Annotated in this window: 10 protein-coding genes; 2 read left to right on the top strand and 8 right to left on the bottom strand. The window is 36.8% G+C overall.

Annotated features, from left to right (window positions below; translation table 11 throughout):
- Positions 1 to 177 precede the first annotated feature (177 nt).
- Both KMW37_RS01780 and KMW37_RS01775 read right to left on the bottom strand, forming a co-directional pair.
- Complete coding sequence (locus KMW37_RS01780) at positions 178 to 1,275, bottom strand: glycosyltransferase family protein (RefSeq protein ID WP_215222882.1); 1,098 nt, start codon at positions 1,273 to 1,275, stop codon at positions 178 to 180.
- Positions 1,272 to 2,132 carry a UDP-2,3-diacylglucosamine diphosphatase gene (locus KMW37_RS01775; RefSeq protein WP_215222881.1) on the bottom strand — a complete coding sequence of 287 codons (861 nt, stop codon included), beginning with the start codon at positions 2,130 to 2,132 and terminating at the stop codon, positions 1,272 to 1,274. The genes KMW37_RS01780 and KMW37_RS01775 overlap by 4 nt, the downstream gene beginning before the upstream one ends.
- Positions 2,133 to 2,743: 611 nt before the next feature.
- On the opposite strand from KMW37_RS01775, the gene KMW37_RS01770 reads away from it, so the two are divergent.
- A complete protein-coding gene (locus KMW37_RS01770) occupies positions 2,744 to 4,399 on the top strand; it encodes a GNAT family N-acetyltransferase (RefSeq protein ID WP_215222880.1) in 1,656 nt (551 codons plus the stop codon).
- Positions 4,400 to 4,490: 91 nt separating this feature from the next.
- Here KMW37_RS01770 and KMW37_RS01765 read toward each other — a convergent pair whose 3' ends face one another.
- Positions 4,491 to 5,834 (bottom strand): sensor histidine kinase, encoded by a 1,344-nt coding sequence (locus KMW37_RS01765; protein ID WP_215222879.1) that lies wholly within the window; start codon positions 5,832 to 5,834, stop codon positions 4,491 to 4,493.
- On the bottom strand, positions 5,824 to 7,206 hold the full coding sequence (locus KMW37_RS01760) for a sigma-54-dependent transcriptional regulator (protein WP_215222878.1): 1,383 nt from the start codon (positions 7,204 to 7,206) through the stop codon (positions 5,824 to 5,826). The genes KMW37_RS01765 and KMW37_RS01760 overlap by 11 nt, the downstream gene beginning before the upstream one ends.
- 223 nt (positions 7,207 to 7,429) lie before the next feature.
- On the opposite strand from KMW37_RS01760, the gene KMW37_RS01755 reads away from it, so the two are divergent.
- Positions 7,430 to 7,858 (top strand): FKBP-type peptidyl-prolyl cis-trans isomerase, encoded by a 429-nt coding sequence (locus tag KMW37_RS01755; protein ID WP_215222877.1) that lies wholly within the window; start codon positions 7,430 to 7,432, stop codon positions 7,856 to 7,858.
- 55 nt (positions 7,859 to 7,913) lie between these two features.
- Here KMW37_RS01755 and KMW37_RS22375 read toward each other — a convergent pair whose 3' ends face one another.
- From KMW37_RS22375 to ftsH, 4 genes are all read right to left on the bottom strand, one after another.
- Positions 7,914 to 8,180, bottom strand: coding sequence for a hypothetical protein (locus tag KMW37_RS22375; protein WP_246581286.1), 267 nt, complete (start codon positions 8,178 to 8,180; stop codon positions 7,914 to 7,916).
- A 413-nt stretch (positions 8,181 to 8,593) separates the two neighbouring features.
- A complete protein-coding gene (locus KMW37_RS01745; RefSeq protein ID WP_215222875.1) occupies positions 8,594 to 9,409 on the bottom strand; it encodes a hypothetical protein in 816 nt (271 codons plus the stop codon).
- Positions 9,406 to 10,170, bottom strand: a complete 765-nt coding sequence (locus KMW37_RS01740) for a UDP-2,3-diacylglucosamine diphosphatase (protein ID WP_215222874.1) — start codon at positions 10,168 to 10,170, stop codon at positions 9,406 to 9,408. Before KMW37_RS01740 ends, KMW37_RS01745 begins: the two co-directional genes overlap by 4 nt.
- A gap of 216 nt (positions 10,171 to 10,386) precedes the next feature.
- A complete protein-coding gene (gene ftsH, locus KMW37_RS01735) occupies positions 10,387 to 12,432 on the bottom strand; it encodes an ATP-dependent zinc metalloprotease FtsH (RefSeq protein WP_215222873.1) in 2,046 nt (681 codons plus the stop codon).
- Positions 12,433 to 12,475: the final 43 nt, after the last annotated feature.

The raw sequence follows: 12,475 nt of genomic DNA, 5'->3' as shown, positions 1-12,475 counted from the left end.
AACTAATTTCCTTTGAGAGGCCCATTTATAAAAAAAAGCTCATTTTTTTTATCGAAAACGATTGAACTCTTTGGAAACGCACTTTTTTCAATTCGGTTTTTTGTAAAATACTTTAAACTAAGGGGGGGAAATGTCTTGGATTCAATGAATTTTAGGGGAAAGGCTTGATTTGATCTGTTATTTATAGACAGATAAACTGGATTCCGCAATAATATTTTCAATCATTTGGGGCAGTTGCTGCTGCCATTTTCTGAATGATTCGTTCTTTTTGACAGGCTTGTTTAGATAATCTGAAAATAATTTGAAATCAAAAGTATTATGGGCAATGCCAGCTTGGGCATTTTGTGCATCGATAGCATTGCAAGCTTGCTCGTATTGACCGTTTACAGGAACCATCATTACTCTTTTTCCTAAATACATGGCTTCACAGACTGATTCAAAGCCCGCGGTACAAACCAGACCTTTGCAGTTGGCCATTTTTTCAAGGAACTTCTGATCATCAATTTGGTGAAAGGTGATGTTGGGCTGTGGTTTGTAGATTTTTTCATTTTCTTTCTGATCCCAAAATGCTTCTATCTTAATTTGTGGATTTTCTGTTCCAAATGAAATAATATCCTCTGCATAGCCTGAATTGACGATATAGCTTAAGATATAATCTCCTTCTTTTGTGCTTAGTTTGTGAAGTTCCGATCTTAATACAGGCGGGATGATTACTAATTTTTTATGGTGGTTTACTGGGTGATTTCTAAAGGAGAGGGCGAGCAGTTTGTCTGCTCCAAGTGCAGTTGCCCAAGTGTTAAATTGAAATAGCTTTTTTTGAATGAAATTATTGGGTGCAAATGGGAATGAGGAATGATAAATCAGATATTGGTGCCCTATGGCCCAAAATGCAACTTTAGGTCTAAAAGAAAAATTATATAAGCCCGCAAGTATATCGTAAAAGTTGATGATAATATCTGGCTGGTCTTCTTTTACTACTCGGTCAATTATCTTTAAACTATGAATGAATTGTTGAAACTTTAATGTGTTTCTGGTAATGGTCTTGAAAAGGTTGATCGATTTTCCCTTTTTGTCAGTATGGAAGTTGGGACTTTCAAATTGAATTATAGGTGCTTTGAGGTTTTTACGGACAAATTCCGGTAACTGCCTTCTTTTACTTTTTCCAATAAGGATATGACTGATTTCATGTCCTTGTTCCTCCAAAATGGCAGCTAAGGCAATGGCTTGGGTCATATGGCCCCTGCCTTCACCCTGAACAATAAAAACAAATTTCATGATTCGAACGAAGAAGGAGGGATAATGATGTTTTCAGTTGATCCAAAAAAGGATACTTCGGGAAATTTATTAGGAGTATTTAATGGAATAACCTTCTCATCCGTTCCTGACCGTGCAAAATCCAATTCATTGTAATATATCAGTTGCCAGTTGCCATCAAAATCCTCGGCCAGGGCACTCATTGTTTCTACCCAGTCGCCTGAATTGTGATAAGCTATTCCATTGATCATCCTGGATTCTGCTTTATGAATATGTCCGCAGATAATACCATCGCATCCTTTAGATTTGGCCATTTTTGCGAGCTCTTCCTCGTATTTGTCTATATAGGATACAGCTGATTTTACTTTATTTTTGACGTATTGAGAGAGTGAAAAATAGCTTAGTCCTCTTTTCCTCCTATAATGGTTCACAAAACGATTTAACCATAATAAGAAAGTATAACCTATATCTCCTAGATAGGCAATCCATCTGAGATTAGTGGTGATGCTATCAAAAATATCCCCATGAAGAACAAGGTACTTTTTTCCGTGGGACTCATAAATCAAATCCTTTTGGATAGAAAGGTTGCCTATTTCTAGAGGAAGTATTTGATCTAAAAAATCATCATGATTTCCTCTAAGGTAGTATACCTTTGTATCGTCAGTGTCAATCATTTTGAGGATCCTGTTGAAGAATCGAGTATGTTTCCTTTTCCACGACCCCGACTTTTTCAGCTGCCATCCATCTATTATGTCCCCATTAAGGATAAGATTTTCGCAATGATAGTTTTTTAAAAATCGGACGACCTCTTTTGCTTTGGACCCTTTTGTACCCAAATGTAGATCAGAAACGACGATGGTCTTAAAATGTGTTTTCAAAGCTTTTCCTATTTTTAATCAATATAAAAACCAATAATTAATTGATTGTGAAGCAGATATTATGATATTGAAATGGATTTTAAGAGGAATTGATTGGAAAGTTTCCTAATTATTAACTCACCTTTCAAGAAGCTTTAAAGTATATTTTAGATACAAAAAAAAGTATTTAATAGTTTTTTTTGATGTTTTTAATAACGTAATTAGTAATCCTGATTTTTTTAGATGTTTATGAAATAAATGATGCTTTTAGATGAAAATGGAGATAGGAGGCGCAAGTTTTTAATTACAGAGATTATTGCTACCAAAGAAGAGAATTGAGCATGTATGGGTGCGTGAAATTATTTTGGAAAGGTACTTGGTAAGTTTTATCGAGGGTGGAAGATGCATTTAATGAAATTTTAGTTATTAAGACAGGTGAATCGCTTTAAGGTCATTGTAGAAATTATGGAGGGCTAAATTTGTCTGTTTAAAATAGGTAAAGGTGGTTAATTTTAATAACAATACTTTATTACGAATTGCTCATGGTGTTAAAAAATGGGATAGCAAGCTTTATAAGTAATTCCAATGAGGAATTTATAAAGAACAAGGACAAAAAATACAGTTCAAAAATAATGACTATAAATCCCCAAAGAGACCAAATGCAGATGCTTTTAGGAGTAGAAGCTTTTGAATGGATGCGTGATCGTGAGTTTCTTGAATCATGGGATAGTTTATATGATGAATGTCCTTGGGCTACCGTATTTCAGAGTAGAAAATATGTGCATTCTTGGTATTTGACGTTCAATAGTGAATATGCCCCATTGCTAGTGTTTTCCTATGATCCAGAAGGAAAGCTTGATGGTTTGTTGACCATGACCTTATCAAAAGCAGCTATTAATTATCCCAAATCTGTGAAAATAATGGGTGCTGGACTCTATGATGCTGAGTACCAGGTGTGGTTGGCCAGTGAAGAGAACGAGCATGCATTTATCGATCAGGCATTGGGACTGATTTGGGGAAAATTCCCCAAAGCTGATATTATTTTTAGGTATATCCCAAAAGGGACTTTGGTTTCTAGTTTTGAAAATTCAAAAAATTGGAAGAAACGTTGTGTAATTCAGCCATTTAGGAGACCCTTGATGAAAACTCAATCGAGTGAAATTTCCAATATTATAAGTCCTAAGGGACAATATAAAACTAAGTTTAAAAAGCTGGGCAAGTTAAAGGGGTATAGCTTTAGGAAAATAACAGAACAAAGTCAGTTTGAAGAAATTCTGCCTCAGATCATTGATCAATTTGACTTTAGGCAAGCTGCCATGTTCAATAAAAGCCAGTTTAGGGAAAGTCCACAAAAAATCAATTTTTATTTAAGGTTGTTTAAGGAAGGGTTGTTACACGTGACGGTAATTATGGTTCATAGGGAAGTTTTGGCCTCAATGGTTGCCCTTCATGGAAAAAAATGGGTCCATTTACAAGGCATAAACACCCATTCTCCCATACATTCAAAGCTATCTCCAGGTATGCTGCATTTTTATCTTTTGGCAGAAAGACTCGTTGAAGAGAGAGTGGATACTTTTGATTTGACACCAGGGTGGGATACCTATAAAGAAATGTGGATGACGGAAAGTGACACTGTTTTTAGTTTAGTAGCTACCCGAAATTCCTTTTTTTACTTTAAGAAGAAAGCCAAGAAATATATTTATGACCTCATATTAAAAATGGGATTACGCCCCATGTCGGTTGAAATGTATTGGGAAAAACGGAAATATTTATTGAAGAAAAAGGGACTTTCCGCTTTTGTGTTTGGCGAATTCAATGCCTCGCTAAAAAAAGAAAATGCCAAATTTTATATAGAGAATAGAGATTCAAATGTAATAGGGGAAATACCTTTTCGGAAAAATTCCTTGAATGATTTATTGAAATATGATTCTGGCAAATCAATGATTACAAGGTGGGAGCTGATGGAAAGAGCCATGTTTTGTTTGGGGGGACAATGTAATCTTTATACGCATACCAATAGGTCCCAATTATTGGTTTGTGTGCAGGAATTGAAGGACAACAATGAGTTAACCCGAGCATTTTCATATAACAAAGACAGTGTGTTCTTAGAACTCATTTATTGTCATCAAGACCAGCTAGATCAAATAGGGAGTTTTATTCTATCCGTAATAAACAGAATTGAGGAGAGGAAGAGGAGTAATAAAGTTTATTTGATTGCGGATAAGAGGAACAGGGAATTATGCAAAGCCTTAGAAAGTTCAAATTTTGAACCTGCGGTTAGCGAATAATTAAAGATGAGGAAACCTTAAAATAAGTTGATGATCTTCTATTATAGAAGTTTATGAAGAAAAGGTTATATGGCTGGCATTTTTAAAGTGACTATGCATTGAAGATGAGTTTAAATGTAGTTCCTGATCCGATAGTTGATTTGACCTGAATATTACCTTTATGCCTTCTCATTATTTGTTTGGATAGGCTTAATCCTATTCCTGATCCTTTTTGTTTGGTCGTAAAGAAGGGGATGAAGATTTTATTGAGTGCTTCTTCTTCAATTCCTCTACCGGTATCACTAATTTCAATGATGATTTTTCCTGCTTCATCAATAAAGGCGCTTAGGGAGATTTTTTTCTCCTCTGATTCTTCCACAGCATGGATGGCATTTTGGATAATGTTAATGAGTACCTGTTCAATCAAAGAACTATCTGCGAATAATAGTAGGTTTTCAGGCTCGATGTTTTTCTCACATTTAATACTTAACTCATCTATTTGATGACCGAAAAGCGTTGCCAGTTGTTCAAAGAGTTCATTTATTTTAATGGCGGAGAATTTAGGGACAGGAATATGAGCCAAGCTTCTAAAATCGCTAACAAAATCAATCAATCCCTCACTGCGCTTTTCTATAGTGGCTATCCCCATCAAATAATCTTCCACATCATGGACAGGTATGTCCCCCCCTTTGTCCAGTTGTGATTGAATATCCACCTTGATGGTGGAGGCCAATGAGGAAATAGGGGCAATGCTGTTCATGATTTCATGGGTCAATACTCTTACCAGGTTTTGCCATGCTTCCATTTCTTTTTCCTCCAGTTCACTTTGGATATTCTGCAAGGATACAAGTTTGAACTTGACATCACGAAGCACTAGTTCAATGACATATACAGAAAGCTGCATAATGCCATCCGGATGGGCGATTTTGATCAGTTCACTCCCGCCAGTTCTCAGGTTTTTGATGGCAAAGTGGAGTTCCTTGTTGACTTCTTCAATTTCCTCTATATGGCCGAGCTGTTCTATATTTAGCATCCTTTTGGCTGCTGTGTTGAGGATCTGCACTTGGCCATCCTCTTCAAAGGTGATCAGGCCAATACTAAGATGTTGAAATACCGATCTGAAGTATTGGTAATTGGCTTCTTTTTCTGCCTGGTCTTCTTTTAGCTTTGCCAAAATGGCATTGAATTCAATGTGCAGGTCATCTGTTTCGGTTCCGTCAAATTTGACAGGATAAACTGTGGCATAGTTGTTTTGTTTGATGTTGTCCAAGAACTGTCTGACCTTTTTAAAACTGCTTTCTGCATAGTTGATCAAGAAAATCAATTGGGCAATAACCAAAATGATAAATAGCGAAGTGATGAAAACACCGGCTTCGTTGAGTATAGCATAGGAAAGTATGAATAGGGTCATGGAAAGCAAGACCACTCTTCCTAATAACCCGACTTTATAATCCATATTTTTCTAATCTTCTGTACAAAGAAGCCCGGGTAAGTCCCAGCTCTTTTGCAGCTTTTGAAATATTTCCGCCATTTTTGTCGATGGCTTTTTGAATAACATTTTTTTCTACTTCATCCAGATTAAGGCTGGTATGGTTGCTGACCTTTTCAGCTACTGGTTTTGAAGAAAGAAAAAAGAAATCCCTGCTATCCAATTCATCACCTTCAGCCATAATGATGGCCCTTTCTATGGCATGTTGTAGTTCCCTGATATTTCCAGGCCAGCTGTAATGTTGCAAGAGATGAATGGCTGCAGTTTTGAAGCCATTAAATTCTTTCCTGTATTTTTTAGCATATATTTTCAGAAAATGATTCGCCAATAAAGGGATATCATCTTGCCTGTCACGTAATGGAGGAAGGAATATCTCTACGGTGTTGATCCTGTACAACAAGTCCTGTCTGAAGGTATTGTCCATGACCATATCGTGAACTTTCATGTTGGTAGCACTGATCAGTCGTATGTCAACAGGAATAGACTTATTGGTGCCTATTCTTGTGACTTCTCTCTTTTGCAGGGCCGTCAAAAGCTTAGACTGTAAAGGCATGCTCAGGTTGCCGATTTCATCCAAAAACAAGGTGCCCTTGTCTGCTACTTCAAATCTGCCGGCCCTGTCTTCCTTGGCATCTGTAAATGCACCTCTTTTGTGACCAAACAGCTCACTTTCAAATAGCGTTTCGGTGATAGCCCCCATGTCCACTCCGACAAATATCTCATCATTTCTTAAGGACCTGTCATGGATAGCTCTGGCAATTAGTTCTTTTCCTGTTCCGTTTTCTCCAAGTATCAAAACATTGGCATCAGTTTGAGCGACCTTGTCAATGATGGAAAATATGTTTTTCATAGCGGCGCTTTGCCCTATGATTTCCGAAAAGGGTTTCTTAAGGTCTGCTTGAAGTTGTTTGGATTTTTTGGAAATAGAATCTACCTGATTATAGCTTTCCTTTAGTCTGCTTGCAGAGGTCAAAGTGGCCAAAAGTTTTTCATTTTGCCAAGGCTTTAGGATGAAGTCTGTGGCTCCTTCTTTCAGTGCTTGTACGGCCATTTCTACATCTCCAAAGGCAGTGATTAAGATTACCACCGCCTTGGGATCAATCTCTTTGATTTGTTTTAGCCAGTGAAAACCTTCTTTTCCAGATGTGGTATCCTCAGTAAAGTTCATGTCCAGTAAAATGACATCAAAACTGTTGTTGTTAACCAAAAATGGAATTCGTCTAGGGTCTTTTTCTATGGTTACTTCTTTGGCATACTTTTTCAATAGCATTTTAGCAGCAAAAAGTAGGTCTTCATTATCATCTACTATAAGTATTTTTCCGAGACTTTTTTCTTCCATTTTTATTTTGATTTGGTAATGTTATAAACATTCAATTGCCTAAATAATGCCATAAATGAATATAGGCAAATTAACCATAAAAGAAGGGTTTTTTATATAGGTGTGTTCGGAATTGAACAAAAAAAGAACGATTATGGACGCTTTTTAAATCAAATATGGGATTCTTTTTTATCCCTTTTAAAAAGTATTACCTTTATCATTATTCACAAAAATAATTAATTAAATGTCTGTAGCAACTAAAGGAAGTACAGTAAAAGTACACTACACAGGGAAGTTAAAGGACGGTACAGTTTTCGATTCTTCAGAAAACAGAGAACCTCTTCAATTTACAGTTGGTGATGGAAACATGATTAAAGGTTTCGATCAGGCTGTAGATGGTATGGAGGTAGGACAAGATAAAAGCGTTACTATCCCTTCAGATGAGGCCTATGGTGCCAAGAGAGATGATATGATGATTGATGTGCCAATCGAACAAGTTCCTGCAGATATCAAGCCTGAAGTAGGTATGGATCTGTCTATCCAAAATCAACAAGGTCAACCAGTGCCAGTTAAAGTGGTTCAGGTAGATGCCGAAAAAATTGTTTTGGATGCAAATCACCCACTAGCTGGTGAAGATTTGATTTTCGATATAAAATTGGTTGAGATAGCTTAATTCAGTTTGAGTATTTCATATCATTGAATAAAAAAACCGGCTTAGGCCGGTTTTTTTATTCTTCATTTTTCGAAGCTTGATCTTCTTCTAAGTTCTTTTTTAGCTCATCCACTTTTTTTTTACCTTGTGGATTAGCATAGATGCTTTTTGTTTTGTTGTATTTGGAATTCCCCACTTCCACTACAAAAAGTTGACTGCTGACATAAGAAAAATCGTAAGTTTTCTGCAGGCCATCTTCAGGCATTAAGGCATCTTCAAGTATTAAGTTCCCAATGATATCAAATACCTTTACGGTGGTCTTGGTCGGGATCTTTTCTTCCAATACTATTTTAAACTTCTTTTGCCCAGTTGGTTTTAAATCAAAATCTACGTCGGGGGTATTCAGGTTTTTTGGGAATGTAAGATTCGTTTCCGATTTTTTTATGAAATTTTGGGCACGATATTGCATTGCTATCCCTGATCCGAAATACAGGAAAGCAAATATAAAAATTAAGTGATGAATTTTTCGTGGTAAACGTTTTGTCATTTGATCGCAAAATTGCAAAAATCAAACCATAAATCGAATATTTTTTAAATAATTGTAAGAATTATTCTAATAATTCTTTTTACTGTTAATGTAGTTGATGATTGATAACTAATATTTAAATAATTAAAATTGATACTAAGCTGTTGAATAATGTAGCTTATCATAAAATACGTTTAGTTTATCCTCTGCAATTATTTTTTTGATAGATCTTACTTTTTAACGATTTCTCCTTTATAGGCTTGAAGCGAATGGGAATTATAAAAAATAAACAAGTCCCGATGGACCGAAACTTTCATGTTTGGAGTAGGGAAATTGAATCTTTTTTCTTTTCCCGATAGATAGTCTGTTTGGATCAATTGATTTTTAGATGTGGAGAATATGCAATTCCCAGAAAAAGATAATTTTTGTTTTGTGATCAGATTAAGCTTGCCGATATAGTTGGCCTGATTATCAAAAAGAAATATGCCTTTGTCCTTTACATTCATAAAAAGTGTATTTTGATATTCTGTGAGCTCAATGATAGTAAAATTGGAATCCTCGAAGATAAGATTTAGCGATTGTTGCTGAAGAACCTCGTTTCTTCGGTAATCATATTGAATCAGTGAAAAATTGGTTTCGTCATAAAGCCATATTTTCTGATTGTTGCCCAGTGAAGCAGCACGGATATTGCCGAATTCTAAATTGTTCAACCTGCCTGAAAATAGGGGACTGATAAACCTGTTTAATATTTCGAATTTTTGAAGATCGTATGAAAATGTGAAAATATTTAAGGTTCTTCCTGCTTCTACTTGACTTAAAGTGCCCTGGAATTCAGGAGAATAATGATTGATAGCGTCTCCAGACTGATTGTATTGATCTAGATTCCCCCTTTGATCAGCAATTAAGATTTTGCCGTCATTGTCAATGTCAACTAGGCTGATTTCTTTTTCGCGTAGCGTGAAGATTGGCTCCCACATCATTTCTTGTCCATAACTTGATAGGGATTTCAAGAAAACAGCAAGGGTGAAAACTAGCCAAAATTTCATTTTTCAAAAGTCTTTAAATGTAATTCTTCTCCATTGAATTCTGCAAAGGTGTTTTGACTTAACCACTCACCTAGGTTAATATATTTGGAGCTTTTACCCACAGGAAGTTCCAATGGTAAATGTCTATGGCCGAAGATATAGAAGTCGAAATGCATTTTGGTCTCTACATTTTTACAATATTCCCATAACCACTCATCATTACCCAGGAATTTATCTTCATTTTTTGCCATATTGCTGCTTCTACTGTGGCTTGACCACTTATGAGCAATTGCCAGGCCAATATCAGGATGAAGCCATTTGAAAATAAACTGACAAGTTTTGCTGGTAAAAAACTTTTTGAGGATTTTATATTTTTTATCTCCTGGGCCTAACCCATCTCCGTGTCCGATTAGAAATTTTTTGTGGTTGATTTCAATGTTTATTGGATTATGGTAAACAGGAATATTTAACTCTGTGGTGAAATAGTCCTTCATCCATAAGTCATGATTTCCAGTGAAAAAGAATATGGGAATCCCTTTGTCCCTTAGCTGGGCGATTTTACCTATAAACCTGACAAAGCCCTTGGGAATGACAGTGTCAAACTCAAACCAAAAATCAAAAAGGTCACCCACCAAAAATATAGCAGCAGCTTCGTCTTCAATACTCTTCAGCCATTTAATGATTTTATCTTCCCTTTCTCTACTGGTTTGATGGTCAGGTGATCCTAAATGAAAATCAGAAGCGAAAAATATTTTTTGGTTTTCCTTAAGGTTGATGTTCATGTATGATGTAAAAGAGTATGTTGAATTCCTAGCAAAAGGTTATTGGCAAGAGACTATGATTTTCCAATAAACCCTTCTTGATCAATTTGAAGGTCAAAGTTAGCAATCTTTTAATTATTGAAAAGGTAAGCCGAACAATGGAGGAGCTAGTGTAAACAAAAAAAGCTTTCCTGATGACTAGGAAAGCTTTTTAGATAGAATCTATTTTTTTGATATTTAGTCCTTTTTCTCGCTAAGGCTTTCTTCTACATCTGAAGAACTTTCACCTTTATCAGAGGCAGCCTTATTTTTTTTCTCTTCTTTTTCGTCAACTTTTCTAGTAAAAGCCTCATAGGTAGTTTCGCTATCAAAAGGTCGTTTACCAATAAGCTTTTCTAGATCAGACTGGAAGATGATTTCTTTTTCCAATAGCTCTTGGGCCAAGGTCTCCAATTCTGGTTTTCGATGACTCAAAAGGTCTTTTGTCCTTTCGTAAGCGAAACTGATTAGCTTTCTAACTTCCTCGTCGATTGTTTCCGCGGTGGACTCAGAATAAGGCTTGCTGAATTTATAATCATTTCCTTTGCTGTCATAGAAGGAAACATTACCAATCTTATCATTCATACCATAAACCGACACGATAGAATAAGCCATTTTGGTCACTCTTTCCAAGTCACTGAGGGCACCCGTTGAAATCTTTCCAAAGACAATTTCTTCTGCAGCACGTCCACCAAGGGTCATGCACATCTCATCAATCAATTGTTCTGTTTGATAAAGGAATTGTTCTTTAGGCAAGTATTGAGCATAACCTAAGGCTGCAATTCCTCTAGGTACAATACTTACTTTTACCAAAGGATCCGCATGCTCCAAGAACCAACCTGCAACAGCATGTCCGGCCTCATGATAGGCAACGATCTTTTTCTCCTCAGGAGAGATGATTTTGTTTTTCTTCTCAAGACCTCCAATCACCCTATCAACAGCATCTTGGAAATCCTGCATGTCGACAGCTGCTTTATTTCTTCTAGCGGCAATTAGGGCTGCTTCATTACAAACATTGGCAATCTCAGCACCGGCAAAGCCTGGAGTTTGCGCAGCCAGTTTTTTAGGATCAATATCAGAACTGGTCTTGATAGGTTTTAAATGAACTTTGAAAATGGCTTCTCTACCCAAAATATCAGGCTTATCAATACTGATCTGACGGTCAAATCTACCGGCTCTCAATAAGGCGCTATCCAATACATCAGGACGGTTGGTTGCTGCCAGTACAATTACTCCTGTGTCTGTACCGAAACCATCCATTTCTACCAATAGTGAGTTCAGCGTGTTTTCACGTTCGTCATTGGAACCTGGCATTTGGCCTTTACCCCTTGAACGTCCAATAGCATCGATCTCATCGATGAAAATGATACAAGGTGCTTTTTCTTTTGCCTGCTTGAAAAGGTCACGAACCCTAGCGGCACCCACCCCAACGAACATTTCAACAAAGTCAGAACCCGATAGGGTAAAGAAAGGAACACCTGCTTCTCCTGCCACGGCCTTGGCCAATAAGGTTTTACCCGTACCTGGAGGTCCTACCAATAATGCACCTTTAGGTATCTTACCCCCTAGTTTAGTGAATTTGGAAGGATTCTTAAGGAATTCAACAATTTCCTGCACTTCCTCTTTTGCTTCATCCAATCCGGCTACATTGTCAAAAGTGATTTTTACCTTGTTCTCAGCATCAAATAGTTGGGCTTTGGATTTGCCCACATTGAAAATTTGCCCACCAGGTCCACTTGGTCCAGCCATTCTTCTCATCATGATCCAGAAAAGGAAAAATACCAGAATCAAGAAACCAAAGCTCCCAAACCAGTTGCCCCAGCTTTCTTCTTTTTTAGCTGAGGTACCTATCCTTTGATCTTCCGGAAGCTTGGCTTCCAGTTTGTCAAAGTCTTCTTCAAACTTATCAACAGATGCTACAGTAATCTTGTAGTGAGGTCCAGCAGGGTTAAAGAATGGATTTTGGGATTCCAGTTCATCTTTGTAGCGCTGGTTTTCCAGAGCTTCCTCCTTTAGGGTGACTTCTACATAGTTTTGATTATAGACCACCACTACCTTCTTCACATCATTGCTCAGGACCATGTCCTCAAACCGCTTCATCGTTATGTCGATCACGGCACTCCTTTGGTTGAACCAAGTGATGCCGATAAGCACAATCACAGCAGTGACAATTAGCCAAAGCTGGAAATTGGGCTTTTGAGGCGGTTTAGGAATGAATTTTTTATTTTTGTTTTTATCACTCATCGTTTAAATATTAATTCAATAAACTTTAGGTAAAACGGATTTA

This window comes from Echinicola shivajiensis (assembly GCF_018642165.1).
Lineage (GTDB): Bacteria > Bacteroidota > Bacteroidia > Cytophagales > Cyclobacteriaceae > Echinicola > Echinicola shivajiensis.
Note: the sequence above shows the minus strand (reverse complement) of the source record. Positions and strands in the feature narration are given on the sequence as shown.

Bases quoted from the DNA above. Each gene is read 5' to 3' on its own strand.
- KMW37_RS01780 (WP_215222882.1), bottom strand. From the start codon at position 1,275: ATGAAATTTGTTTTTATTGTTCAGGGTGAAGGCAGGGGCCATATGACC.
- KMW37_RS01760 (WP_215222878.1), bottom strand. From the start codon at position 7,206: ATGGAAGAAAAAAGTCTCGGAAAAATACTTATAGTAGATGATAATGAA.
- KMW37_RS01755 (WP_215222877.1), top strand. From the start codon at position 7,430: ATGTCTGTAGCAACTAAAGGAAGTACAGTAAAAGTACACTACACAGGG.
- ftsH (WP_215222873.1), bottom strand. From the start codon at position 12,432: ATGAGTGATAAAAACAAAAATAAAAAATTCATTCCTAAACCGCCTCAA.
- KMW37_RS01745 (WP_215222875.1), bottom strand. From the start codon at position 9,409: ATGAAATTTTGGCTAGTTTTCACCCTTGCTGTTTTCTTGAAATCCCTA.
- KMW37_RS01765 (WP_215222879.1), bottom strand. From the start codon at position 5,834: ATGGATTATAAAGTCGGGTTATTAGGAAGAGTGGTCTTGCTTTCCATG.
- KMW37_RS01770 (WP_215222880.1), top strand. From the start codon at position 2,744: ATGACTATAAATCCCCAAAGAGACCAAATGCAGATGCTTTTAGGAGTA.
- KMW37_RS01740 (WP_215222874.1), bottom strand. From the start codon at position 10,170: ATGAACATCAACCTTAAGGAAAACCAAAAAATATTTTTCGCTTCTGAT.